The following is a 23,896-nucleotide window of genomic DNA, read 5'->3' as shown; positions in this document are numbered from 1 at the left end:
CCGTCATGGTTTTGGCAATATCTCTGTTGACACCCTGGCCCTAAACCAGCACGCGTTCGATGCCGCCGTGGTTGGCCGCCTCCACATAGGCCGGCAGCCATTCCTTGCCCAGGATCTGGTTGGCCATTTCGACGACGATGTAGTCCGCCTCGAGCAAGCCGTTCTGCAGGTCGTCGCCGTAGCGCGAGAGCCCTTGCAGGCAGCTCGGGCAACTGGTGAGTATCTTCACATTGGCGGTTTCAGCGACCGCGCCCGACGCTCGCAGGGCGGCTTCGCCCTTGCGCAGTTCCTCTTCCTTGCGAAAGCGGATTTGCGTGGAGATGTCGGGGCGGGTGACGCCCAAGGTGCCCGACTCGCCGCAGCAGCGCTCGTTCTTGAGCACGTTGTCGCCCATCAGGGCCTTGACGGTTTTCATCGGCTCCTGCAACTTCATGGGGCTGTGGCAGGGGTCGTGGTAAAGATAGCCCGCACCGGGTTGGCCGGTACGCAGGGTGATGCCTTTTTCGAGCAAGTACTCGTGGATGTCGATGATGCGGCAGCCCGGGAAGATTTTCTCGAACTCATAGCCCTGCAGCTGGTCGTAGCAGGTGCCGCAGCTGACCACCACGGTCTTGATGTCCAGGTAGTTCAGCGTGTTGGCCACGCGGTGGAACAGCACCCGGTTGTCGGTGATGATTTTTTCGGCCTTGTCGAACTGGCCACTGCCGCGCTGCGGGTAGCCGCAGCACAGATAACCCGGCGGCAGCACGGTCTGCACGCCTGCGTGCCAGAGCATGGCCTGCGTCGCCAGGCCCACCTGGCTGAACAGCCGCTCGGAGCCGCAACCCGGGAAATAGAACACGGCCTCAGTTTCGGAGGTGGTGCTTTTCGGGTTGCGGATGATGGGCACGTAGTCCTTGTCCTCGATGTCCAGCAGCGCGCGCGCCGTCTTTTTGGGCAGGCCGCCCGGCATCTTCTTGTTGATGAAGTGGATCACCTGCTCTTTCACGGGGGCCTTGCCGACCGTGGCCGGCGGCAGCGCCGTCTGCTTGCGCGCCAGCCGGCGCAGCAGGTCGTTGGCCAGGCGCTGGGCCTTGAAACCCACGTCCACCATGGCGCCACGCATGAACTTGATGGTCTGCGGGTTGGTCGCGTTCAGGAAGAACATGGCGGCGGCGTTGCCGGGCCGGAAGGATTTCTGCCCCATCTTGCGCAGCAGGTTGCGCATGTTCATCGACACTTCGCCGAAGTCGATGTCCACCGGGCAGGGGGTCAGGCACTTGTGGCAGACCGTGCAGTGGTCGGCCACGTCCTCGAACTCCTCCCAGTGCTTGATGCTCACGCCGCGCCGGGTCTGCTCTTCGTACAGGAAGGCCTCCACCAGCAGCGAGGTCGCCAGGATCTTGTTGCGCGGGCTGTACAGCAGGTTGGCGCGCGGCACGTGGGTGGCACACACCGGCTTGCATTTGCCGCAGCGCAGGCAGTCCTTCACGCTGTCGGCGATGGCGCCTATGTCGGACTGCTGCATGATCAGCGACTCGTGCCCCATCAGGCCGAAGCTGGGCGTGTAGGCGTTGGTCAAATCGGCCTGAAGCCCCTGCCCTTCCCTGCCAAGGTGCCCCTGGTTGCGCAGCAGCTTGCCCTTGTTGAAGCGCCCTTGCGGGTCGACCTTCTGCTTGTATTCGGTGAAAGGCCGCAGTTCCTCGTCGGTCAGGAACTCGAGCTTGGTGATGCCTATGCCGTGCTCGCCGGAAATCACGCCGTCCAGCGAGCGGGCCAGCACCATGATGCGCGCCACGGCTTCGTGCGCGGTCTGCAGCATCTCGTAGTCGTCGCTGTTGACCGGCAGGTTGGTGTGCACATTGCCGTCGCCGGCGTGCATGTGCAGCGCCGCCCAGACGCGGCCCTTGAGCACGCGCTTGTGGATGGCCGTGCATTCTTCCAGGATGGGCAGGAACGCGCCGCCCGAAAAAATCGCCTGCAGCGGAGCGCGAATCTGGGTTTTCCAGCTGGCGCGCAGCGAATGGTCCTGCAGCTGCGGGAACAGAGTGGCCACGCCCTCCAGCCAGCCGGACCAGAGCGCGCGCACCTCGGCCACCAGCGCCAGCGCCTGGGCGACGCGATCTTCGAGCAGTTCGGCCGACGGAATGTCGTTGGCGTCGTCCGATTTGCCCAGGGGCAGGCTGCCCTGGAGGAAAAAGGCCTCGAGCTCGTCGCACAACTTGATCTTGTTGCGCAGGCTCAGCTCGATATTGATCTGCTCGATGCCGTCGGTGTACTCGGCCATGCGCGGCAGCGGAATCACCACGTCTTCATTGATCTTGAAGGCGTTGGTGTGTTTGGAGATCGCCGCCGTGCGTTTGCGGTCCAGCCAGAACTTCTTGCGCGCTTCGGCGCTGATGGCGATAAAACCCTCGCCGCTGCGCGAGTTGGCGATGCGTACGATCTCGCTGGTGGCGCGGGCCACCACGTCGGCGTCGTCGCCGGCGATGTCGCCGATCAGCACCATCTTGGGCAGGCCGCCGCGCTTGGACTTGGTGGCGTAGCCGACGGCGCGCAGGTAGCGGTCGTCCAGGTGCTCCAGGCCGGCCAGGATGGCACCGCCGCGCTTTTGCTCGGCGAACATGAAGTCCTTGATCTCGACGATGCTGGGCACCGCGTCCTTGGCGTTGCCGAAGAACTCCATGCAGACTGTGCGCGTGTGCGCCGGCATGCGGTGCACGATCCAGCGCGCGCTGGTGATCAGGCCGTCGCAGCCTTCTTTCTGGATGCCCGGCAGGCCGCTGAGGAACTTGTCGGTGACGTCCTTGCCCAGGCCTTCCTTGCGAAAGGACTTGCCGGGAATGTCCAGCCGCTCGCGGCGCAGCGGCGTCTTGCCGTCGGCCTCGAAATACTGCAGCTCGAAGCTGGCCATGTCGGCGTCGTGGATCTTGCCCAGGTTGTGGCTCACGCGCGTGACCTCCAGCCAGGTCGCCTCGGGCGTGACCATGCGCCAGGAGGCCAGGTTGTCCAGGGCGGTGCCCCAGAGCACGGCCTTTTTGCCGCCCGCGTTCATCGCGATGTTGCCGCCTATGCAGGAGGCTTCAGCCGAGGTCGGGTCGACCGCGAACACAAAGCCGCCGCGCTCGGCCGCATCGGCCACGCGCTGGGTGACCACGCCGGCTTCCGTCCAGATGGTCGCGACCGGCTTGTCGACGCCGGGCAGCGAGACCATTTCGACCTCGGTCATGGCCTCGAGCTTTTCGGTGTTGATGACGGCCGACTTCCAGGTCAGCGGAATCGCCCCGCCCGTGTAGCCGGTGCCACCGCCGCGCGGGACGATGGTCAGGCCCAGTTCGATGCAGGCCTTGACCAGGCCGGCCATTTCCACTTCGGTGTCGGGCGTGAGCACCACAAAGGGGTATTCGACGCGCCAGTCGGTCGCGTCGGTGACGTGCGAGACCCGCGAGAGGCCGTCGAACTTGATGTTGTCGTTGCGGGTCAGCTTGCGCAGCTTGCGCTCAGCCAGCCGGCGCAGGTCATAGATCTCGCTGAAGGAGGTGTAAAAGCGGGTGACCGCTGCGCGGGCGGCGTCCAGCAATTCGCCCACGATGGCGTCGCGCTGCGGGTCGGCATCCGGCGTGCGGCGCTTTTCCACCTCGGTCAGCCGGTGCTGCAAAGCGTCGACCAGCAGCTTGCGCCGCTTGGGGTTGTCCAGCAGGTCGTCCTGCAAATAGGGGTTGCGCTGCACCACCCAGATGTCCCCCAGCACCTCATACAGCATGCGCGCGGAGCGGCCGGTGCGGCGCTCGTCGCGAAGCCGGTTCAGCAGGTCCCAGGCGCGTTCGCCGAGCAGACGTATCACCACCTCGCGGTCGGAAAACGAGGTGTAGTTATAGGGAATTTCGCGGATGCGGGCTTCGCCGGCCTTTGCGTCGCCGGCAAAGACATGGAGTTCTTGGAGTGTGGTAGGGGCGTTCATCGTGAAAAGCCAGCGGCTTCAGACCAGTGTCCAGCGCTGTTGCTCTATATTACCGCAGCGCACCATTTGGGGCTCTGCCCGCACCGGTCCTAAGTCGTCTTATGGAAATCCCGCTTGTCGGGCGTCTCCCAAATCGCTTAAATCCACGTGTCATAAACAGTTTCTAGACTGTCCCGTTTAACTTGGCGCGCCTGTTCGCGCCCAAATCCCAGGAGTTTTAATGAAAAACCGTCTTTCCGCCTTCGCTTTTGCGGCCCTAGGCCTTTGTGTGCCTTTGGCCGGTCAGGCGCAGACCGAGATCCAGTGGTGGCACTCCATGACGGCCGTCAACGGCGAATGGGTCAATGACCTGGCCAAGCAATTCAACGAAAGCCAGAAGGAATACAAGGTGGTACCCACCTTCAAGGGCAGCTACGACGAATCCATGACCGCCGCCATCGCGGCCTTCCGTGCCGGCAATGCGCCCCACGTCCTGCAGGTGTTCGAAGTCGGCACCGCCACGATGCAGGCCAGCAAGGGAGCCATCGTCCCGGTCGGCAAGATCATGCAGGACGCGGGAGAAAAATTTGACCCGAAAGCCTACATCCCCGCTGTCGCCGGCTATTACACCGCGCCGAACGGCCAGATGTTGAGTTTCCCCTTCAACAGCTCCACCACCATCTTCTATTTCAACAAAGACGCGTTCAAGGCTGCCGGCCTGCCGACCGACAAAGCGCCCGTCACCTGGCCGGAAGTCGTCAACGCCGCCGCCAAACTGAAGGCATCCGGCCATAAGTGCCCCTTCACGACCGCCTGGCAAAACTGGACGCAGGTGGAGAGCTTCTCGGCCTGGCACAACGTCGAATTCGCCACCAAAGCCAACGGCCTGCAAGGCATGGATGCGCGCCTGAAGGTGGATTCGCCGCTGCATGTGCGTCACATCGAAAACCTGGCCAATATGGCCAAGCAGGGCCTCTTCGTCTATAAGGGCCGCGGCAATGTGCCGGAGGCGAGTTTTGTGTCGGGTGAGTGCGCCATGATCAACACCTCGTCGGGCTTTTACGGCAACGTGGCCAAGAACGCCAAGTTCGCCTACGGCCTGGCCCCGCTGCCTTACTACCAGGACGTTCCCGGCGCGCCGCAGAACACCGTGATCGGTGGCGCCAGCCTCTGGGTCATGTCGGGCAAAAAGCCTGCCGAATACAAGGGTGTCGCCAAGTTCTTCAGTTTCATTTCGACCCCTGAAGTGCAGTCGGCCAGCCATAAGCGCACCGGTTACCTGCCCGTGACGATGGCTTCGTACGACCTGACCGAAAAGTCCGGCTTCTACAAACAAAATCCGGGCACAGACGTCGCGGTCACACAGATGATTCGCAAAGTCACTGACAAGAGCCGCGGCATCCGTCTGGGCAACTATGTCCAGATACGCGCAATCGAGGACGAAGAACTCGAACAGGTCTGGAACGGTAAAAAGACGGCCAAAGAAGCCCTGGATTCCATCGTCAAGCGTGGCAACGAGCAGCTTGAACGCTTCCAGAAGGCCAACAAGAACTGATCGCACAAGAGACAGCGCAAGCCCGCCCGCCGGGCTACACTCTGCCCGCCTGATCCCCCTCCCCAAGACAAAGGGATGGCCAGGCGGGTTTCATGTTTAAGTGCCCCCAAGTTTCTGCCCACTAGAAGGCCCTATGGAAAAACGCGTTTTCTTTCGATCTAGCTGGTTGCCCTGGCTGCTGCTGCTGCCGCAAATGGCGGTCATCCTGGTGTTTTTCTTCTGGCCCGCCGCTCAGGCCATCCTGCAGTCGATGCAGCAGCAGGATGCTTTCGGCACCTCCGTCGAGTTCGTCGGTATGGCCAATTTCAGCCAACTGCTCGACGACCCAGGCTACGTGGAGTCGTTCAAGACAACCGCGTTTTTCTCGGTGATGGTGGCCGGCATAGGCATCACCCTGTCGCTGGTGCTGGCCGTCTTCGCCGACCGCATCGTGCGCGGCGGCATGTTCTACAAAACCATGCTGATCCTGCCCTATGCCGTGGCGCCCGCCGTGGCGGCCGTACTGTGGGTATTCATGTTCTCGCCCTCGCTGGGCGTCGTCGCCTACGCCCTGGGCAAGATCGGCATCGATTGGAACCACCTGCTCAACTCGCGGCAGGCGATGACGCTGATCGTGATGGCCGCGGTGTGGAAGCAGATTTCCTACAACTTCCTGTTCTTCCTGGCCGGCCTGCAGTCGATTCCCAAATCACTGATCGAAGCCGCGGCCATCGACGGCGCCCGCCCCTGGCGCAGGTTCTGGACGGTGCAGTTCCCGTTGCTGTCGCCCACTACCTTCTTCCTGCTGGTCATGAACGTGGTCTACGCCTTCTTCGATACCTTCGCCATCGTCCACGCCGCCACCGAGGGCGGCCCCGGCAAGGACACCGAAATCCTCGTTTACAAGGTCTATCACGACGGCTTCAAGGCGCTGGACCTGGGCGGGTCGGCCGCGCAATCGGTCGTGCTGATGGTGATTGTCATCGCGCTCACCATCGTGCAGTTCCGCTACGTTGAAAAGAAGGTGCAGTACTGACATGGTTGAAAAACGAACAAGCCGGGGCATTCTGGCCCACCTGGTGGTAATCCTTGGGGTCATCATCGTTGCCTTCCCCATCTATCTGGCCTTCGTGGCGTCTACCCACACCGCACAGGAAATCGTGCAACGGCCCATGCCGATGCTGCCAGGCATGAACATGCTCGACAGCTACAAGGCGGCGCTGTTCGGGCGCGAGTCCGCGGCCGGCTCCAACGCGCCGGTAGCGCACATGATGTGGGTCAGCTTCGTCACCGCGATGGTGATCGCCATCGGCAAGATCGCCATCTCGCTGCTGTCGGCCTTTGCCATCGTGTATTTTCGCTTTCCCTTCAAGAAGACCTGCTTCTGGGCCATCTTCATCACCCTGATGCTGCCGGTGGAGGTCCGTATCCTGCCCACCTACAAGGTGCTGTCGGACCTGAACATGCTCAACACCTACGCGGGCCTGACCGTGCCGCTGATCGCCTCGGCGACGGCGACCTTCCTGTTCCGCCAGTTCTTCCTGACGGTGCCCGAAGAGCTGACCGAGGCCTCGCGCATGGACGGCGCCAGCCCCATGCGCTTTTTCTTCGACGTGCTGCTGCCGCTGTCCAAGACCTCGATCGCGGCGCTTTTTGTCATCCAGTTCATCTACGGCTGGAACCAGTACCTCTGGCCGCTGCTGGCCACGACCAGTGAAGACATGTACCCGGTGGTCGTGGGCATCAAGCGCATGATCGCCGGTGGCGACGGCCAGAACGAATGGAACGTGGTCATGGCGACCGCCATCCTGGCGATGCTGCCGCCCGCCCTGGTGGTGGTGCTGATGCAGAAATGGTTCGTCAAGGGCCTGGTCGACACCGAGAAATAAAAGAAACCAACAAGACAAGACGGAACACAGATATGGCATCCCTTTCATTCAACAACGTCATCAAGCGCTACGGCTCCGGCAAGGACGCGCTGCAGGTGCTGCACGGCGTGAACGCCGACATCGCCGACCACGAATTCATCGTGATCGTCGGGCCCTCGGGCTGCGGCAAATCCACCCTGCTGCGCATGGTGGCCGGCCTGGAGGAAGTCAGCGACGGGCAAATCTCCATAGGCGGCAAGGTCGTCAACGAGCTGGAACCTTCCGAGCGGGACATCGCCATGGTGTTCCAGAACTATGCGCTTTACCCGCACATGAGCGTCTTCGACAACATGGCCTACGGCCTGAAGATCGCCAAGGTGCCCAAGGACGAGATCAAGGCGCGCGTCGACAAGGCCGCCAAGATCCTGGAGCTGGGCCACCTGCTGGACCGCAAGCCCCGCGCGCTTTCGGGCGGCCAGCGCCAGCGCGTGGCCATGGGCCGCGCCATCGTGCGCCAGCCGCAGGTGTTTCTGTTCGACGAGCCGCTGTCCAACCTGGACGCCAAGCTGCGCGTGCAGACGCGCCTGGAAATCCAGAAGCTGCACCGCGAACTCGGCATCACCTCGCTCTTCGTCACCCACGACCAGGTCGAGGCCATGACGCTGGCGCAGCGCATGATGGTGATGAACGCGGGCCGCATGGAGCAGTTCGGAACGCCCGAAGAGGTCTACAACCGCCCCGCCACCACCTTTGTGGCGAGTTTCATGGGCTCGCCGCCCATGAACCTGCTCAAGCAGGCGCCGAATGCCGATTTCGGCGGCAAGCCGGGCGCCATCCTGGGCATACGGCCCGAGCACTTGACGGTAGGCGCCACCGGCTGGGCGGTGCAGGTCGACACGATTGAAATGCTGGGGGCCGAGCGGCTGGTGTATTGCCGCATGGGCAGCGAAGCCCTCATCGTGCGCACCGATGAAAGCCTGTCGACGGCGCCCGAAATCGGCGCGACCATCCACGTCACGCCGCGCGCCGACCGCCTGCACTGGTTTGACGCGGACACCGGAAAACGCCTGTAATCTTTCAATTTCCGCAGTTTTAGCAGTTCCCGAGAAGACCATGACGAATCCCGTGACCGCCGCCAGCTGGCCTTATCCGCGCTGGGTGGCGCACCGCGGTGCCGGCAAGCTGGCGCCTGAAAACACCCTGGCTTCCTTCATGTTGGGTGCCCGCCACGGCTACCGCATGTTCGAGTGCGATGTGAAGCTCAGCGCCGACGGCGTCCCGTTTTTGCTGCATGACGCGACGCTGGAGCGCACCAGCAACGGCAAAGGCGTGGCCGGCGAGTTGAACTGGGAAGCGCTGGCAAAGCTGGACGCGGGCAGCTGGCATTCGCCGGCCTTTGCCGCCGAAGGTCTGGCCAGCTTTGAGCGCATCGCCCGCTTTTGCCTGGACAAAGCCTATTTCCTGAATATCGAGATCAAGCCCACGCCGGGCGCGGAGGCCCGTACCGGCACCGTCGTGGCCAACGAAGCGGCCCGGCTGTGGCAGGCAGCGGCGGTCCCGCCGCTGTTGACGTCTTTCCAGCCGCTGTCACTGGAAGCGGCCCGCGCCGCCCAGCCCCAGCTGCCGCGCGGCCTGCTGCTCGACAAACTGCCCGCCGACTGGCTGGAAACAGCGGCCCGGCTGGGCTGCGTGGCCATTGTCTGCAACCACAAGCTCTGGAATGCCGACACCGTGGCGCAGGCCAAAAAAGCCGGCTTCAGGCTGCTGAGCTATACGGTAAACGACGAGGCGAATGTGCAGCGGCTGCTGGCGTTGGGCACCGACGGCATCATCACGGACGCGGTGGACGTCTTCAAGCCCGACTAGGCTTTCAAGCCCGCCAGGCGCCCAGCAATATCCATTGGCAGACGGCAGCGCTGGCCACCATTGCCGCGTAGGTCATCATCTTCCCGTCGCGGCCGAAAAACACCAGGCCGGCGACCAGCACCGCCACATTCGCGGCGAAAACAATCACCGTCTGCGCCCACCAGGTGGCGGCGACAGGCCGGCTTGACCTGAACAGCCCGCCAAAGACACGGCTGGACAGCACCAGCAGCAGCGCGACGGCGGCGGCCGGCAGGACAAAATTGAGCAGGTGATTGGCCAGCAGGTAAAAGGTCATGCGCTTGCGATGGTTGGAGATGCCGGGAAGGCGCCAAAACAGGCCCTCAAAAGGGCTATCAGGGCGATTGTCAGGGCTTCCCGCCGGCCCGGCCGCTTCAATTTTATAATCCGGGAATGTCAGTCTGGGCCCTTGGGCTAAACCATAACACCGCACCGCTCGATTTGCGCGGGCGATTCGCCTACGCCCTGGACCAGATCGAGCCCACTTTGCGCGGCCTGCGCGCCTCGCTGGCGCGCCAGCCCGAGGCGACGCTGCTCTCGACCTGCAACCGCACCGAAATCTACTGCGCCGGCGACAAGACCGACCTGGACCACACGCTGGAGTGGCTGGCGCACAACGGCGGCGTCTCGCCCGCCCTGCTGCGCTCCCATGCCTACACGCTACAGGGCGACCAGGTCGCCCGCCACGCCTTTCGCGTGGCCAGCGGCCTGGACTCCATGGTGCTGGGCGAGCCGCAAATCCTGGGCCAGATGAAAGACGCGGTGCGCGCCGCCGAAGACGCCGGCGCCATGGGCACCACGCTGCACCAGCTGTTCCAGCGTTCTTTCGCCGTGGCCAAGGAAGTGCGCAGCAGCACCGAAATCGGCGCGCACAGCATCAGCATGGCGGCGGCCAGCGTGCGCCTGGCCGGCCAGCTGTTTGAGAACCTGAGCGACATCAAGGTGCTGTTTGTCGGCGCGGGCGAAATGATCGACCTGGCGGCCACCCACTTCGCCGCCAAAAACCCCAAGGCCATGGCAATTGCCAACCGCACGCTGGAGCGCGGCGAAAAACTGGCCGGCCGCTTTGGCGCCGAAGTGATGCGCCTGGCCGATTTGCCCAGCCGCCTGCACGAATTCGACGCGGTGATCAGCTGCACAGCCAGCACACTGCCCATCATCGGCCTGGGCGCGGTGGAGCGCGCCGTCAAGCTGCGCAAGCACCGCCCCATGTTCATGGTCGACCTGGCCGTGCCGCGCGACATCGAGCCCGAAGTCAAGGCCCTGCCTGACATCTACCTCTACACGGTGGACGACCTGGCGCACGTGGTGCAGACCGGCAAGGACAGCCGCAAGGCCGCCGTGGCGCAGGCCGAGGTCATCATCGACGCCGGCGTTCAGAACTTCATGCACTGGCTGAGCCAGCGACGCAGCGTGCCGCTGATCCAGCAGCTCAATGCGCAAACCGACGAATGGCGCGCCACCGAAATCGTGCGCGCCAAAAAGCTGCTGGCCAAGGGCGAGCCTATCGACACGGTGCTGGAAGCCTTGACCCGCGGTCTGACCCAGAAAATGCTGCACGGCACACTGGCCGAGCTGCATGCGGGCGATGCCAGCAGCCGTGAAGCCACGGCGCAGGCCGTCTCCAGGCTGTTTTTGCGCGGCCAGCTGCCCAAAATCCAGTCCGACGACAAAGAGCGTTAGCGCACGCCCCTGCGCTGATGTCTCGCGCCGGCGCCAGCCGGCGGCTTTATTGACGGCCTTGCGGCCTCCTCTTCGGATCTTTCGGCTCTTTCGGCTTTCCCGCCCCCACATCCATGAAACCCTTTCTTCGCCAAACCCTGGACCGCCAGCTTTTGCGGCTGCACGAGCTGGACGCGCTGCTGTCCGCCAGCGACGTGGTCAGCGACCTGGACCGATTTCGCGCCCTGACCCGCGAACATGCCGAGGCCAGCGTGGTAGCCGAGCAGTACATGCGGCTGACCGGCCGCGAGGCCGACCTGGCCGGCGCTGAAAGCATGCTGGCCGAAGCCAAGGACGATCCCGAGATGGCCGCCATGGCCGAAGAAGAGATCGCCGCGGCCAAGGCCGACATCGCGCAGATCGACGAAGCCCTGCAGCTGATGCTGATTCCCAAGGACCCGGACGACGTGCGGCCGGCCTTTGTGGAAATCCGCGCGGGCACGGGCGGCGACGAGTCGGCGCTGTTTGCGGGCGACCTGTTCCGCATGTACACCCGCTTTGCCGAGCGCAACCGCTGGCAGGTCGAGATCATCAGCGAGTCGCCCAGCGAGCTGGGCGGCTACAAGGAGGTGGTGCTGCGCATCGAGGGCGCCGCCGACGCCATGGGCGTGGGCGTCTACGGCAAGCTGCGCTTTGAATCGGGCGGCCACCGCGTGCAACGCGTGCCCGCCACCGAAACCCAGGGCCGCATCCACACCAGCGCCTGCACCGTGGCCGTGATGCCCGAACCCGACGAGGCCGTGGCCATACAGATCAACCCGGCCGACCTGCGCATAGACACCTACCGCGCCAGCGGCGCCGGCGGCCAGCACATCAACAAGACCGACTCGGCCGTGCGCATCACGCACATCCCGACCGGAATCGTCGCCGAATGCCAGGAAGGCCGCAGCCAGCACAGCAACAAGGCCCAGGCGCTCAAGGTGCTGACTGCCCGCATCCATGAAAAAGACCGCGCGGAGCGCGCCGCCAAGGACGCGGCCCTGCGCAAGGGCCTGGTCGGCACGGGCGACCGCAGCGACCGTATACGCACCTACAACTTCCCGCAAGGGCGCCTGACCGACCACCGCATCAACCTGACGCTGTACAAGCTGCTGGCCATCATGGAAGGCGACCTGGGCGACGTGATCACCGCGCTGCAGGTGGCGCGCGGTGCCGAGCAGCTGGCCGAACTCGAAACCGCCAACAGCGGGCTCTGAGGTCTCCCCACCATGAACGCGCCCAACTGCGCCCAGGTCCTGGCCGCCGCCCAGACCCTGGGACTGGACCGGCTGGACGCCCAGTTGCTGCTGCTGCACGCCCTGGGCAAGCCCGGCGACGCGCGAGCCTGGCTGCTGGCGCACGACACCGATGTGCTGCCGCAGCAGGCAGCTGAAAATTTCCGCGCCGTGTGCCTGCGTCGGGTCGCCGGAGAGCCCCTGGCCTACATCGTCGGCGAAAAGGAATTTTTTGGCCTGGCGCTGCGGGTGGATGCCCGTGTGCTGGTGCCGCGGCCCGACACCGAAACCCTGGTCGAGTGGGCGCTCGAGTGCCTGCGGGCACCCGGCGTGCCGGCGGCCCCCTCTGTGCTGGACCTGGGCACGGGCAGCGGTGCGATCGCGCTGGCCATCGCGCACAGCCTGCAGGCCGACGGCCGCCAGGGCAAGGTCACGGCCGTGGATGCGAGCGCCGATGCGCTGGAGGTGGCCCGCGGCAACGCCGCCCGGCTGGGGCTGAAGCTGGATTTCATCGAAAGCCACTGGCTGGAGAAAGTTGGCGGACACTTTCACCTGATCGTCAGCAATCCGCCGTATATCGCCAGTGCCGACCCTCATCTGGAAGCCTTGGCTTATGAGCCCCTGGCCGCCCTGGCTGCCGGCGAGGACGGGCTGGACGACATACGGGCAATCGCCCGGCAGGCCCCCGACAGCCTGCTGCCCGGCGGCTGGCTGTTGCTGGAGCATGGCTACGACCAGGCCGAGGCGGTGTGTGCACTGCTGGCCCGTGAGGGCTTTGTGCAAGTCCAAAACCGGCTGGACCTGGCCGGCATCGCGCGCTGCTCGGGCGGATTGTGGCCTGGCGGGTGAGCCGGCCACGCGGGATGCCAAACGGCGGGATAATCGGGCTGTTGAATTCTGCTTGCCAGATTCCATCTAATTGACATTACCTGTCCCCGATTCGGGGCCGGGCACGGGCTTCAGGGCCTCCCCAAGGATTCCCAAAGGATTTTCACCATGAGCAGCACAGACCCCACCCAGCAACGCATCGCCGAAATCGTCAAATCGAGCGACGTGGTCCTCTTCATGAAGGGCACGGCCCAGTTCCCCATGTGCGGTTTCTCCGGCCGCGCCATCCAGGTCCTCAAGGCCTGCGGCGTGAACAAGCCCGCCACGGTAAACGTGCTGGAGGACGAAGAAATTCGCCAGGGCATCAAGGAATTCAGCAACTGGCCCACCATTCCCCAGCTGTATGTGAAGGGGGAATTCATTGGCGGCTCGGACATCATGATGGAGATGTACCAGAGCGGCGAACTCCAGCAGGTGCTGGGCACGCCGGCAGCCTGAAGGCTTAGGCAGCCCCCAGCGGGCCGCCTCCCCTACCGGGTCGAATACCGGTCAGCGCGTGTAGCCCGAGCAGGCCCCCGCGTCCACGCCGCCCTTGCATTCGCGCTTGAGGCGCGCGGTGCGCTGGGCGGGCGTTTCGCCGGACCCATTGATGAACTTGACCTTGCCGCCCGCCGCGGATTTGGCGGCGTTTTTTTTGGATTTGGACTTGGCGGGCTTGTCGCCCTCCTGCGCCGGCTGGGTTTGCGCCTGCGCATGGCTTGCCGCCAGGGCGGCCACCATGATCGCGGCCAGGAACGGCGCCATCAAAGACTTCTTGCTCATTTTTCGCTCCCTCTCTTTTTTGCTTTTTTGCTCTCTCACGAAACGCGGGTGACACCGCGTGCCTCGGCAAATTTTATTGCAGCTTGGGATCGCCAAAAACTTCGTCGTCGGGCGGTGTATCCGCGGGCAGGCGAAAACCTTCGCTGGCCCAGGCGCCCAGGTCTATGTTTTTGCAGCGCTCGCTGCAAAACGGGCGAAACGGGTTGCTGGGCGCATAAACGCTTTCACCGCCGCAGCCTGGGCACACGACCAGTTTGACGGGTGGGGATTCTTTTTTCATCGCAGGCATGTTTCAGGACAAGTCTGGGGAGCCATCGGGGCAGGGCGGCCTGGGGTCGACGAGTCCGCGGGTCAGGAGCAGAGCGTCAGTTCAAACGCCGAATCTTCGGTGCTGGCATGCAGCCGGTCGTCATCGCCGTGGCGCATGAGGCGCACCGACACAATCAGGCGGTTGCCGCTGATCTCGGGGATCAGCCCCAGGGCGGGGTCTATGCGCAGGCGCAGGAGCTGGAAAGTGCGCCCTTGCGGCAGCGTCTGCTGGTATTGGCCACCCGGCGCCACCACTTTTTGCGGCGCCCCGGAGTCGCGCAGCAAGGTCAGCAGCACGCGTATGGACTCGGCCAGGGGCACCAGCGGGGTGATCCAGCGCTGCAGGTCTTGCTTGCGCACCTCGGCCTGCAGGTGCTGCCAGGCGTAATAGGCCGGCAGGTCAAATTCGCAGGTGCCACCCGGAATGCCGACGCGGCTGCGTATGCTCATGAGCCAGTCGTTTTCGGTCAGGGATTGGCCGGCCTTGCCGGGCAGGCTGTTCAGGGCGGAAAAGCAGCTTTCGAGCTGCCCGGTCACCTCGTCAAGAACGGCCTCGGAAATGGCCGGGTTGCCGCGATAGCCATTGAGCACGTGTTTCTGCTTCTCAAGGTCCTTGAGCACATCGGTTTTGAGGTCGGCTCGGGCGCCCACGTCCATGATTTCAAAGATGGTCGTGATGGCGTAGTGGTGGTCCGTCGGGCTGTCCCGTTCCACCAGTTCACCAAGGCGGCGGAACAGGTGTTCAAGTCGCAAATACGTGCGTATGCGTTCGTGAAAAGGGTACTCGTAAAGGATCACAGCGCTAGGTTTTCGTCGGCATCAATGAGGAGGTTTGTTTGCGCATCATAGCCCGAAGCGCCCGGCAAGCCGCCGCACCTCGGCGTCCAGGGCCTCCAGCGGCAAACCATCATTGTGCAGGCATATGTCGGCGGCCGACAGGCGCTGCGCGCGGCTGGCCTGGCCGGCAATGACTTTTTCCACCGCCTCCCGGGGCCAGCCGTTGCGGGCCATCACCCGGCTGACCTGGGTGGCTTCGCTGCAGTCCACTACCAGCACCCGGTCCAGCTGCTGCCGCCAGCGGCCGGATTCCACCAGCAAAGGGACGTCGAACACCACGCAGGCGCGGCCGGCAGCGGCGGCCTGCTCGTATTGCCGCAAGGTTTCCTGGCTGACCAGAGGGTGGACGATGGCTTCCAGCCGCCGCCTGACGGACGGATCGTCAAAGGCCAGCTGGCGCATCCGGTCCCGGTCCATGGCGCCTTCGGCCGTGACCATCTGGGCGCCGAATTGCGCGGCGATCTCCTTGACAGCGGCACCGTCAGCCGCCGTGACCGCGCGGGAGATGGCATCGGCATCCACCAGTGCCGCGCCGCAGGCCACCAGGGCGCGGGCAACCGTGCTTTTTCCGCTGCCTATGCCGCCGGTCAGTCCGATGCGCAAAGCTGCACGGCGCATGGCATCACAGGCCGATAAACCGCAAGATGGATTGGGGCCCGAAGACCATGGCCGTGAAGCCCGCCCCGGCCAGGAACGGGCCGAAGGGCACATAACCGCCCTCACGCAATCCGCTGGAAAACTTCATCGCGATGCCGACGACGGCGCCTATCACGGAGGCCATCAGGATCATGGGCACCAGCGCCGGCCAGCCAAACCAGGCGCCGAGCGCGGCGAAAAGCTTGAAATCGCCGTAGCCCATACCCTCCTTGCCGGTCGCCAGCTTGAAGGCCCAGTACACCAGCCACAGGCTGAGATACCCGGCCACGGCTCCCCACAAGGCCGTCGGCAAACTGACCGGGGGATTCCACTGCAGGGCGGCGACGATCAGGCCGGCCCATAGCAAAGGCAAGGTGATGTCGTCCGGCAGCAGTGTGGTGTCCCAATCGATGACGGCCAAGGTCAGCAAGGCGGCGGAAAAGCCGCACCAAGCCAGGGCGGTCAGCGACCAGCCCCAGCGCGACACGCAAAAAAAGAACAGCGCGCCCGTCACCGCTTCCACGACGGGATAGCGCAAGCCGTAGGGCGTGCCGCACACCGAGCATTTGCCCCGCAGGAACAGGTAGCTGGCGACCGGGATGTTTTCATACCAGCGTATGACATGGCCGCAGCTGGAGCAGCGCGAACGCGGCACCAGCAAATTGAATTTTTCGGTGGGCTCCGGGGGCGTTTCGCTCAGTTCGGCGCATTCCCGCGCCCACTGCCGCTCCATGATTTTGGGCAGGCGGTAGATGACAACATTGAGAAAACTGCCGATCAGAAGGCCCAGAAAACCGGCCAGCAAAGCATCGAACGCCGGCCCGAGACCGATCCCCATCAAACGACTTGGCCCAGCTTGAAAATAGGCAGGTACATGGAGACCACAATGCCGCCGATCAGGGTGCCCAGGAACACGATGATGATGGGCTCCATCAGGCTGGAAAGGCCCGCCACCATTTCATCGACTTCAGCCTCATAAAAGTCGGCGGCCTTGCCCAGCATGTGGTCGATGGAGCCGGATTCCTCGCCGATCGAGCACATCTGCAGCACCATGGACGGGAACAAATTGGCATTCGTCATGGCCGCCGTCAGGCTGGTGCCCGTTGAGACTTCCTGCTGGATTTTCTCGGTGGCATCGGCAAACAGCGAATTGCCGGAAGCACCGCCGACGGAATCCAGCGCCTCCACCAGCGGCACGCCCGCAGCGAACATGGTCGAAAGCGTGCGCGTCCAGCGGGCAATACAGGATTTTTCGATCAAGGCGCCGAACACGGGAATCTTGAGCAAAACCCTGTCCATGAACTTCTGCATTTTCTCGTTGCGCTTCCAGGCCTGGAAGAAGAAATAAAGCCCACCGCCTATGCCGCCGAAAATCAGCCACCAATAAGCCACAAAAAACTCGCTGATCGCAATGACGATCAGCGTGGGCGCCGGCAAATCCGCGCCGAATGAGGAAAACACGGTTTTGAACGCCGGAATCACAAAAATCATGATGACGGCCACCACCACAAAGGCCACGACCACCACGGAGATGGGGTACATCAGGGCCGACTTGATCTTGGACTTGATGGCCTCGGTTTTTTCCATGTAGGTCGCAAGGCGATCCAGCAGGGACTCCAGGATACCGGCGGCCTCGCCAGCCTCTACCAGGTTGCAATAAAGCGCATTGAAATACAGCGGGTATTTGCGAAATGCGGCGCTCAGGGAGGTGCCGGTTTCCACGTCGGTGCGCACATCATTGAGCAGCTTGGTGACGCTGGCATTGGGGTTGCCGCGGCCCACGATGTCAAACGACTGCAGCAGCGGTACGCCGGCCTTCATCATGGTGGCCAGCTGGCGGGTAAAAATGGCAATGTCCTTGGGGGCGATGGCCTTGCCGGAGCGCATCTTGCGCTTCTTGATTTTGGTGGGCAAGACGCCCTGGCGGCGCAGCGAGGACTTGACCTGATTTTCGCCGGCGGCCCGGATTTCTCCGCGGACCTGCTTGCCGCCGCGGTCCTTGCCCTCCCACTCGAAAACAAATTCCTTGACGCCCTTGGATACTGCAGTTGCCATGATGCTTTCTCGTTGTATCGACAGTCTCAGACCGCCCTGTCGCCACGGTCACACCGCCGGGTGGCGGCTCTTGAACGCAGCTGCTTAAACATTGGTACAGCCCAGAATTTCTTCCAGCGAAGTCATGCCGAGCTTGACTTTGGACAACCCCGACTGGCGCAAGCTTTTGACTCCCTCCGCCTCCGCTTGGGCCGCGATTTCCAGGGCGCTGCCGTCGCGAAGGACGATACGCTGAATCTCTTCGGAAATGGGCATAACCTGATAAACACCGACCCGGCCTTTGTAACCATTCGTACACATGGAGCAACCAACCGGCCGGTAAGGCGTCCAGGAACCGTCCACATCGTCTTCGGTGAAACCCGCGTCCAGCAGGGTCTCGCGCGGGATGTCCGCAGGGGCTTTGCAGTTGGGGCACAGGCGCCGTGCCAGCCGCTGGGCGGTGATCAGGATCACGCTGGAAGCGATGTTAAAGGGTGCGATGCCCATGTTGCGCATACGCGTCAGTGTGGTCGGCGCATCGTTGGTGTGCAGCGTCGACATGACCATATGGCCGGTCTGGGCGGCCTTGATCGCGATATCGGCGGTTTCCAGGTCCCGGATCTCACCAACCATGATGATGTCGGGATCCTGCCGCAAGAAGGCCTTGAGCGCGACCGAAAAGGTCATGCCCGCCTTGTCGTTCATGCTCACCTGGTTGACGCCCGGCAAGGTGATTTCGGCGGGATCTTCGGCCGTCGCGATGTTGACGCCGGGCTTGTTGAGGATGTTCAGGCAGGTGTAGAGCGAAACGGTCTTGCCCGAACCCGTGGGGCCGGTCACGAGAACCATGCCGTACGGCCTCTGGATGGCGTGCAGCAGGCGCTCTTTCTCCGCCGGCTCATAGCCCAGCGCATCGATGCCCAGCTTGGCGCTGCTCGGGTCAAGAATACGAATGACGATTTTTTCGCCATACATGGTGGGCAGGGTGCTGACCCGGAAATCGATCACCCGGTCCGGGCCTATCTTGAGCTTCATCTTGCCGTCTTGCGGCACGCGCTTTTCGGAAATATCGAGCTTGGAAATGACCTTGATGCGCGCGGCCAGCTTTTCCTTGATGGCCACAGGCGGCGAGGCGATTTCGCGCAATTCGCCGTCAACACGAAAACGCACGCGGTAGGTGTGCTCGAAGGGCTCGAAGTGCAGGTCGGAGGCCCGCATGCTGAAGGCATCGAGCAGCATTTTCTGCAGGAATTTGACAACCGGGGCATCTTCGACCTCGGAGACGCTGGCTTCGCTGTCCTCGGCCGTCGCGTCGGCGGTGGACTCGTCAAACTCGAAGTCGTCGCCGATGATGCTTTCCATGGCCTCGGTCGCGGAGGTGTTGGAAACCTCCACCAGCTTGGAAAGCTTGTCGTATTCGGCGATCACCCAGTCCACCCCCATCTGGGTGGAGAACTTGATTTTTTCCGCGGCCTCCTGGTCGGACGGGTCCGCCGTCGCGACAATCAGGCGGTTGTTGCGCTTGCTCAGGACAACAATACGGTAGGTCGTGCAGATCTTGGGGTCGAGCAGGCCCTTGGGCAAACGCTGGGCATCAATGGCCTCCAGATCCAGCAAAGGCGCGGCAAAAGCCGTGGACATGGTATGGGCCAGGTCGAACGCGGAAACCGCGCCGGACCCCGTCAGCTCGGCGATGAAGCTGGTGCGCCCGCTTTGCGCCTTGCGAAAAATGTCTTCGGCGGCCTTTTGACCCAGTTTCCCCGCCACCACCAGAGCCCGTCCCAAGCCGGGCAAGGCCATGGAAGGCGATTGGTTGATTGCGGTGTCGACAGCGGCCATGGTTCTCGGGTTTAGCTCAAATATGTATCATCGCTTATAGATTCCCGGGTGTAAATCGAAAACACCCTGCCCGCCGCAGACAGCGTTGGAACTATGCGAAGAAACGCACACTTAAGAAGAAAGAACACAGGCCTGGTCGGGGTGAGAGGATTCGAACCTCCGGCCTCTACGTCCCGAACGTAGCGCTCTACCAGGCTAAGCTACACCCCGCCGTCACACAAGCAATCAGGAACGCCTCTCCAGCAATTGGGAGGCCAGCTGCGTCAAGGCATTACTGTAAATGTTTTGCGGCAACATCTGCAAGGCATTCAGCGCACGCTGGGCCTCCAGGGCTGCGGCATCACGGGTTGCCCGCAGCGCGCCGGTCTGCTGCACGATCGCGATGATCTGTCCCATCTGGTCGGTCCCGCCAGTTTCAATGGCCTGCCGGATAGTGGCCCGCTCCGCCTCGCTGCCACGCTGCATCGCGATGATCAAAGGCAGGGTTGCCTTGCCTTCCCGCAGGTCGTCCCCCAGGTTTTTCCCCATTTCCGAAACGTCGCCATCGTAGTCGAGCACGTCGTCGATCACCTGGAATGCCGTGCCCAAGGCCTGGCCATAGTCGGCGCAGCTTTGCTCGATAGTGGGCGGCGACTGCGCCAGCAAAGCCGCCAGGCGGGCACTGGCCTCGAACAGCTTGGCTGTTTTGGAGCGGATCACCCTGAGGTAGCCTTCCTCGGACAGCGCCGCGTCATGCATATTCATGAGCTGCAGCACCTCTCCTTCCGCAATCACATTGGTAGCTTCGGCCAGGGTTTGCATGACGCGCATGTCCCCGGCTTCCACCATCATCTGGAAAGCCCGGGAGTACAGGAAATCGCCAACCAGCACGCTCGCCGGGTTGCCAAAGGCCTCGTTGGCGGTCGCGCGGCCGCGGCGCAGGGTGGACTCGTCCACGACGTCGTCATGAAGCAGGGTCGCCGTGTGGATGAACTCCACGACAGCCGCGAGGTTGTAACGCTGATCGCCCCGGTAGCCCAGCGCGCCGCACATCAGCAGCAAAAGGGCGGGGCGAAGCCGTTTTCCGCCGGCCGCCACGATGTAGCTGGAAACCTGGCTGACCAGCGGCACCTCGGACTTCAGGCGGCGCTCGATCACCATGTCCATCCCGCGCATGTCGTCGGCAATCAGGGCGAGGGCGGCGGCGGTGCTTGAAGAATTGGCAGACAAAAGGCGATCCAGACGTTAAGTTTGGGCCGATTATAGGAAGCCGCCCTGCACACCCTGGCCCGGCCGGCCCGGCAAACCAGCCCAAAAACCCGCAAAATCGCCCCTCTGGCCAATTTTGGCCCGCCATGCTAGAATAGCCGGCTCTGCGGAAATCCGTCTGCAGAACTCAATTTACGAGGTCTTACATGTACGCGGTCATAAAAACCGGTGGCAAACAATACAAGGTTGCTACCGGAGAAAAAATTAAAGTAGAACAGATTGCTGCGGACGTAGGCCAAGAGATCGTTATTGACCAGGTATTGGCTGTCGGCACCGGCAGCTCGATCACGGTTGGTACGCCCTTGGTGTCCGGCGCCACTGTTACAGTCACTGTCCTTTCGCAAGGTAGGCACGACAAGGTTCGCATTTTCAAAATGCGCCGTCGCAAGCACTACCAAAAGCGCCAGGGCCACCGGCAAAACTACACGGAACTGCAAATCGGCGCCATCGCCGGCTGAGCAGGGACGTACCAGGAGTAACGAAAAATGGCACAGAAAAAAGGCGGCGGCTCTACGCGAAACGGGCGTGATTCACAGCCCAAAATGCTGGGCGTCAAGAAATTTGGCGGTGAAGTCATCAACGCAGGCAGCATCATCGTGCGCCAGCGCGGCACCAAGTTCCATCCAGGCGTCAATGTCGGCATCGGCAAGGACCACACCCTGTTTGCACTGGTTGACGGCTCGGTCTCGTTTTCCGTCAAGGGCGCGCTGAACAAGCACACCGTGGACGTGACCCCGGCGTAAGCTGATCACTTCGATAAGTCACTTCGACTGAAACGAAGCCCCGACCTGTCGGGGCTTTTTTGTTTGTAAACTTGATCCGGCCCTCACAGCCCCTGTTTTAACCGCGGCACTCCCATCATGAAATTTGTTGACGAAGCCTTTATTGACATTGCCGCAGGCGATGGCGGGAGTGGCTGCGTCTCGTTCAGCCACGAAAAATACAAAGAGTTCGGCGGCCCCAACGGCGGCGACGGCGGACGTGGCGGCCACGTGTATGCGGTGGCCGACATCAATCTGAACACCCTGGTGGACTTCCGGTTTTCACGCCGCCACGAGGCCCGCAACGGCCAGCACGGCATGGGCTCGGACATGTTCGGCGCCAAGGGCGACGACATCATCCTCAAGATGCCGGTGGGCACCATCCTGACCGATGCCGAGACCGGCGAGGTTCTCTTTGAACTGCTGGTTCCAGGCGAGCAGGTCCTGATCGCCAAAGGCGGCGACGGCGGTTTCGGCAACCTGCGTTTCAAGAGCTCGACCAACCGCGCGCCGCGCAGCAAGACGCCCGGCTGGCCCGGTGAGCGCAAAAGCCTAAAGCTGGAACTCAAGGTTCTGGCCGACGTCGGCCTGCTGGGCATGCCCAACGCCGGCAAGTCCACCTTTATCTCGGCGGTTTCCAATGCCCGCCCCCGCATCGCCGACTACCCCTTCACCACACTGCATCCCAACCTGGGCGTGGTGCGGGTGGGCCCCGAGCAAAGTTTTGTGGTGGCCGACCTGCCCGGCCTGATCGAGGGAGCCTCCGAAGGCGCGGGCCTGGGCCATCTCTTCCTGCGGCACCTGCAGCGCACCCGCCTGCTACTGCACATCGTGGACCTGGCGCCCTTCGACGAGGGCGTGGACCCGGTGGCGCAGGCCAAAGCCATTGTGGGCGAACTCAAGAAATACGATGAAGCGCTGTATGAAAAGCCGCGCTGGCTGGTTCTCAACAAACTGGACATGGTGGACAGCGACAAGCGCGCCGCCATCGTCAAGGATTTCGTCAAGCGCTTCAAATTCAAAGGCCCGGTGTTCGAGATTTCGGCGCTGACGCGCGAGGGCTGCGAGCACCTGATCAAGACGATCTACCAGCACGTCAAGCAGGTTCAGAAAAGCGAACAACCCGTGGAAGAAGTCGACCCGCGCTTTGCCCCGCTCCCCCCCGAACCGCCGGAATCGTCCTGACCCCTCGTTTCCGGCACCCCAGCCGCAGGCAGGTGCAGGGCTGCACTTGCCACCCAACAACAATCGCTGCCCACGCCCGTGTTGACGGGACCGCAGCCCGAGAAGTACCGAACATGCAAGACAAACCCGGCTCCACCGTCCTGCGCAACGCCAGACGCATTGTGGTCAAGGTGGGTTCCAGCCTGGTCACCAATGAGGGTCGCGGGCTGGATGCGACCGCCATCGGCCAATGGTGCGAACAACTGGCAGCCCTCGTGAAGGACGGGCGCGAAGTGATCATGGTCAGCAGCGGCGCCATTGCCGAGGGCATGAAACGCCTGAACTGGGGTAGCCGCCCCAAGGCCATCCATGAACTGCAGGCCGCCGCCGCGGTGGGCCAGATGGGCCTGGTTCAGGTCTATGAGACCAAACTGCGCGAAAACGGCATAGGCAGCGCGCAGGTTCTGCTTACGCATGCCGACCTGGCCGACCGCGAGCGCTACATCAACGCCCGCTCCACCCTTTTGGCCCTGCTGCAGCTGGGCGTCGTGCCCGTCATCAACGAAAACGACACAGTGGTCAACGACGAAATCAAGTTCGGCGACAACGACACGCTGGGCGCGCTGGTGGCCAACCTCGTGGAAGCCGACGCGCTGGTCATCCTCACCGACCAGAAGGGCTTGTACACCGCCGATCCGCGCAAGGACCCGGCAGCGCAGTTCGTGCACGAAGCCAAAGCCGGTGACCCGGCGCTGGAGGCCATGGCGGGAGGTGCGGGCTCCAGCATCGGCAAGGGTGGCATGATCACCAAGATACTGGCCGCCAAGCGCGCAGCGGGATCGGGCGCCTCCACCGTGATTGCCTGGGGCCGTGAACCGCAGGCGCTGATCCGGCTGGTACAGGGCGAGCCCATAGGCACCTTGCTGGTGGCGCAGACCCAGAAGCTGCAGGCACGCAAACAATGGATGGCCGATCACCTGCAGATGCGCGGTTCAGTCACCGTGGACGCGGGCGCGGTGGTCAAGGTACAGGGCGAGGGCAAAAGCCTCCTGCCCATCGGCATGACGGCAGTCCAGGGCGAGTTTTCGCGCGGCGACGTCATCGCCATACGCAGCCCCGAAGGCACGGAGATCGCGCGCGGGCTGGCCAACTACTCCAGCGCCGAAGCCCGGCTGATCTGCCGCAAGGCCTCTACGGAATTCGAGCGGCTGCTAGGGTATACGGGTGAACCCGAAATGGTCCACCGCACCAACCTCGTGTTGACCCGCTAAGCCCTC

At 63.1% G+C, this 23,896-nt stretch carries 23 protein-coding genes and 1 tRNA gene; 13 read left to right on the top strand and 11 right to left on the bottom strand.

Annotation, left to right across the window (positions count from 1 at the left end):
• Nucleotides 1-40: 40 nt before the first annotated feature.
• Complete coding sequence (locus tag BLQ85_RS14555) at nt 41-3,940, bottom strand: DUF3683 domain-containing protein (protein ID WP_074577958.1); 3,900 nt, start codon at nt 3,938-3,940, stop codon at nt 41-43.
• Nucleotides 3,941-4,160: 220 nt separating this feature from the next.
• Here BLQ85_RS14555 and ugpB point away from each other — a divergent pair, with 220 nt between their 5' ends.
• The 5 genes from ugpB (at nt 4,161) to ugpQ (ending at nt 9,187) form a co-directional block, all read left to right on the top strand.
• Nucleotides 4,161-5,474 (top strand): sn-glycerol-3-phosphate ABC transporter substrate-binding protein UgpB, encoded by a 1,314-nt coding sequence (gene ugpB, locus BLQ85_RS14550; RefSeq protein WP_074577957.1) that lies wholly within the window; start codon nt 4,161-4,163, stop codon nt 5,472-5,474.
• Between the two features lie 133 nt (nt 5,475-5,607).
• Complete coding sequence (gene ugpA / locus BLQ85_RS14545) at nt 5,608-6,489, top strand: sn-glycerol-3-phosphate ABC transporter permease UgpA (RefSeq protein WP_074577956.1); 882 nt, start codon at nt 5,608-5,610, stop codon at nt 6,487-6,489.
• A gap of 1 nt (nt 6,490) precedes the next feature.
• A complete protein-coding gene (ugpE, locus tag BLQ85_RS14540) occupies nt 6,491-7,342 on the top strand; it encodes a sn-glycerol-3-phosphate ABC transporter permease UgpE (RefSeq protein WP_074577955.1) in 852 nt (283 codons plus the stop codon).
• Nucleotides 7,343-7,374: 32 nt separating this feature from the next.
• On the top strand, nt 7,375-8,394 hold the full coding sequence (locus BLQ85_RS14535; RefSeq protein WP_074577954.1) for a sn-glycerol-3-phosphate import ATP-binding protein UgpC: 1,020 nt from the start codon (nt 7,375-7,377) through the stop codon (nt 8,392-8,394).
• 40 nt (nt 8,395-8,434) lie between these two features.
• Nucleotides 8,435-9,187, top strand: coding sequence for a glycerophosphodiester phosphodiesterase (gene ugpQ / locus BLQ85_RS14530; protein ID WP_074577953.1), 753 nt, complete (start codon nt 8,435-8,437; stop codon nt 9,185-9,187).
• Between the two features lie 4 nt (nt 9,188-9,191).
• Here ugpQ and BLQ85_RS14525 read toward each other — a convergent pair whose 3' ends face one another.
• A complete protein-coding gene (locus BLQ85_RS14525) occupies nt 9,192-9,482 on the bottom strand; it encodes a hypothetical protein (RefSeq protein ID WP_074577952.1) in 291 nt (96 codons plus the stop codon).
• 116 nt (nt 9,483-9,598) lie between these two features.
• Here BLQ85_RS14525 and hemA point away from each other — a divergent pair, with 116 nt between their 5' ends.
• The 4 genes from hemA (at nt 9,599) to grxD (ending at nt 13,467) form a co-directional block, all read left to right on the top strand.
• Nucleotides 9,599-10,888 (top strand): glutamyl-tRNA reductase, encoded by a 1,290-nt coding sequence (gene hemA / locus BLQ85_RS14520; protein ID WP_074577951.1) that lies wholly within the window; start codon nt 9,599-9,601, stop codon nt 10,886-10,888.
• Between the two features lie 113 nt (nt 10,889-11,001).
• The gene (prfA, locus tag BLQ85_RS14515) at nt 11,002-12,123 is read left to right on the top strand and encodes a peptide chain release factor 1 (protein WP_074577950.1); all 1,122 of its coding nucleotides are present in this window, start codon (nt 11,002-11,004) and stop codon (nt 12,121-12,123) included.
• 12 nt (nt 12,124-12,135) lie between these two features.
• Nucleotides 12,136-12,990: a peptide chain release factor N(5)-glutamine methyltransferase gene (prmC, locus tag BLQ85_RS14510; protein WP_074577949.1), complete on the top strand. Its 855-nt coding sequence runs from the start codon at nt 12,136-12,138 to the stop codon at nt 12,988-12,990.
• A gap of 147 nt (nt 12,991-13,137) precedes the next feature.
• The gene (grxD, locus tag BLQ85_RS14505; protein ID WP_007868007.1) at nt 13,138-13,467 is read left to right on the top strand and encodes a Grx4 family monothiol glutaredoxin; all 330 of its coding nucleotides are present in this window, start codon (nt 13,138-13,140) and stop codon (nt 13,465-13,467) included.
• Nucleotides 13,468-13,518: 51 nt separating this feature from the next.
• Here the strand turns inward: grxD and BLQ85_RS14500 are convergent, their stop codons facing one another.
• From BLQ85_RS14500 to BLQ85_RS14460, 9 genes are all read right to left on the bottom strand, one after another.
• The gene (locus BLQ85_RS14500; RefSeq protein WP_074578215.1) at nt 13,519-13,791 is read right to left on the bottom strand and encodes a hypothetical protein; all 273 of its coding nucleotides are present in this window, start codon (nt 13,789-13,791) and stop codon (nt 13,519-13,521) included.
• 73 nt (nt 13,792-13,864) lie between these two features.
• Nucleotides 13,865-14,080, bottom strand: coding sequence for a DNA gyrase inhibitor YacG (locus tag BLQ85_RS14495; protein ID WP_007868011.1), 216 nt, complete (start codon nt 14,078-14,080; stop codon nt 13,865-13,867).
• 62 nt (nt 14,081-14,142) lie between these two features.
• Complete coding sequence (gene zapD / locus BLQ85_RS14490) at nt 14,143-14,898, bottom strand: cell division protein ZapD (protein ID WP_074577948.1); 756 nt, start codon at nt 14,896-14,898, stop codon at nt 14,143-14,145.
• 45 nt (nt 14,899-14,943) lie between these two features.
• A complete protein-coding gene (gene coaE, locus BLQ85_RS14485; RefSeq protein WP_074577947.1) occupies nt 14,944-15,555 on the bottom strand; it encodes a dephospho-CoA kinase in 612 nt (203 codons plus the stop codon).
• 4 nt (nt 15,556-15,559) lie between these two features.
• Nucleotides 15,560-16,411, bottom strand: coding sequence for a prepilin peptidase (locus BLQ85_RS14480; protein WP_074577946.1), 852 nt, complete (start codon nt 16,409-16,411; stop codon nt 15,560-15,562).
• A complete protein-coding gene (locus BLQ85_RS14475) occupies nt 16,411-17,628 on the bottom strand; it encodes a type II secretion system F family protein (protein WP_074577945.1) in 1,218 nt (405 codons plus the stop codon). The genes BLQ85_RS14480 and BLQ85_RS14475 overlap by 1 nt, the downstream gene beginning before the upstream one ends.
• Nucleotides 17,629-17,712: 84 nt before the next feature.
• Entirely contained in the window at nt 17,713-19,446 is a 1,734-nt protein-coding gene (gene pilB, locus BLQ85_RS14470) for a type IV-A pilus assembly ATPase PilB (protein ID WP_074577944.1), read from the bottom strand.
• 133 nt (nt 19,447-19,579) lie between these two features.
• Nucleotides 19,580-19,656: transfer RNA gene (locus BLQ85_RS14465), tRNA-Pro, on the bottom strand.
• A 15-nt stretch (nt 19,657-19,671) separates the two neighbouring features.
• The gene (locus BLQ85_RS14460) at nt 19,672-20,655 is read right to left on the bottom strand and encodes a polyprenyl synthetase family protein (protein WP_074577943.1); all 984 of its coding nucleotides are present in this window, start codon (nt 20,653-20,655) and stop codon (nt 19,672-19,674) included.
• Between the two features lie 185 nt (nt 20,656-20,840).
• On the opposite strand from BLQ85_RS14460, the gene rplU reads away from it, so the two are divergent.
• The 4 genes from rplU (at nt 20,841) to proB (ending at nt 23,890) form a co-directional block, all read left to right on the top strand.
• Nucleotides 20,841-21,152, top strand: a complete 312-nt coding sequence (rplU, locus tag BLQ85_RS14455) for a 50S ribosomal protein L21 (protein ID WP_007868028.1) — start codon at nt 20,841-20,843, stop codon at nt 21,150-21,152.
• 27 nt (nt 21,153-21,179) lie between these two features.
• Nucleotides 21,180-21,437, top strand: coding sequence for a 50S ribosomal protein L27 (rpmA, locus tag BLQ85_RS14450; RefSeq protein WP_007868030.1), 258 nt, complete (start codon nt 21,180-21,182; stop codon nt 21,435-21,437).
• A gap of 117 nt (nt 21,438-21,554) precedes the next feature.
• Entirely contained in the window at nt 21,555-22,640 is a 1,086-nt protein-coding gene (gene cgtA, locus BLQ85_RS14445) for an Obg family GTPase CgtA (RefSeq protein WP_007868035.1), read from the top strand.
• A gap of 113 nt (nt 22,641-22,753) precedes the next feature.
• Nucleotides 22,754-23,890 (top strand): glutamate 5-kinase, encoded by a 1,137-nt coding sequence (gene proB / locus BLQ85_RS14440; RefSeq protein WP_074577942.1) that lies wholly within the window; start codon nt 22,754-22,756, stop codon nt 23,888-23,890.
• Nucleotides 23,891-23,896 lie beyond the last annotated feature (6 nt).

The organism is Polaromonas sp. JS666 (assembly GCF_900103405.1).
GTDB lineage: Bacteria > Pseudomonadota > Gammaproteobacteria > Burkholderiales > Burkholderiaceae_C > Polaromonas.
This window is presented reverse-complemented; position numbering and strand designations above follow the sequence as displayed.

Bases quoted from the DNA above. Each gene is read 5' to 3' on its own strand.
- BLQ85_RS14555 (WP_074577958.1), bottom strand. From the start codon at position 3,940: ATGAACGCCCCTACCACACTCCAAGAACTCCATGTCTTTGCCGGCGAC.
- ugpB (WP_074577957.1), top strand. From the start codon at position 4,161: ATGAAAAACCGTCTTTCCGCCTTCGCTTTTGCGGCCCTAGGCCTTTGT.
- ugpA (WP_074577956.1), top strand. From the start codon at position 5,608: ATGGAAAAACGCGTTTTCTTTCGATCTAGCTGGTTGCCCTGGCTGCTG.
- ugpE (WP_074577955.1), top strand. From the start codon at position 6,491: ATGGTTGAAAAACGAACAAGCCGGGGCATTCTGGCCCACCTGGTGGTA.
- BLQ85_RS14535 (WP_074577954.1), top strand. From the start codon at position 7,375: ATGGCATCCCTTTCATTCAACAACGTCATCAAGCGCTACGGCTCCGGC.
- ugpQ (WP_074577953.1), top strand. From the start codon at position 8,435: ATGACGAATCCCGTGACCGCCGCCAGCTGGCCTTATCCGCGCTGGGTG.
- BLQ85_RS14525 (WP_074577952.1), bottom strand. From the start codon at position 9,482: ATGACCTTTTACCTGCTGGCCAATCACCTGCTCAATTTTGTCCTGCCG.
- hemA (WP_074577951.1), top strand. From the start codon at position 9,599: ATGTCAGTCTGGGCCCTTGGGCTAAACCATAACACCGCACCGCTCGAT.
- prfA (WP_074577950.1), top strand. From the start codon at position 11,002: ATGAAACCCTTTCTTCGCCAAACCCTGGACCGCCAGCTTTTGCGGCTG.
- prmC (WP_074577949.1), top strand. From the start codon at position 12,136: ATGAACGCGCCCAACTGCGCCCAGGTCCTGGCCGCCGCCCAGACCCTG.
- grxD (WP_007868007.1), top strand. From the start codon at position 13,138: ATGAGCAGCACAGACCCCACCCAGCAACGCATCGCCGAAATCGTCAAA.
- BLQ85_RS14500 (WP_074578215.1), bottom strand. From the start codon at position 13,791: ATGAGCAAGAAGTCTTTGATGGCGCCGTTCCTGGCCGCGATCATGGTG.
- BLQ85_RS14495 (WP_007868011.1), bottom strand. From the start codon at position 14,080: ATGCCTGCGATGAAAAAAGAATCCCCACCCGTCAAACTGGTCGTGTGC.
- coaE (WP_074577947.1), bottom strand. From the start codon at position 15,555: ATGCGCCGTGCAGCTTTGCGCATCGGACTGACCGGCGGCATAGGCAGC.
- BLQ85_RS14480 (WP_074577946.1), bottom strand. From the start codon at position 16,411: ATGGGGATCGGTCTCGGGCCGGCGTTCGATGCTTTGCTGGCCGGTTTT.
- BLQ85_RS14475 (WP_074577945.1), bottom strand. From the start codon at position 17,628: ATGGCAACTGCAGTATCCAAGGGCGTCAAGGAATTTGTTTTCGAGTGG.
- pilB (WP_074577944.1), bottom strand. From the start codon at position 19,446: ATGGCCGCTGTCGACACCGCAATCAACCAATCGCCTTCCATGGCCTTG.
- rplU (WP_007868028.1), top strand. From the start codon at position 20,841: ATGTACGCGGTCATAAAAACCGGTGGCAAACAATACAAGGTTGCTACC.
- rpmA (WP_007868030.1), top strand. From the start codon at position 21,180: ATGGCACAGAAAAAAGGCGGCGGCTCTACGCGAAACGGGCGTGATTCA.
- cgtA (WP_007868035.1), top strand. From the start codon at position 21,555: ATGAAATTTGTTGACGAAGCCTTTATTGACATTGCCGCAGGCGATGGC.
- proB (WP_074577942.1), top strand. From the start codon at position 22,754: ATGCAAGACAAACCCGGCTCCACCGTCCTGCGCAACGCCAGACGCATT.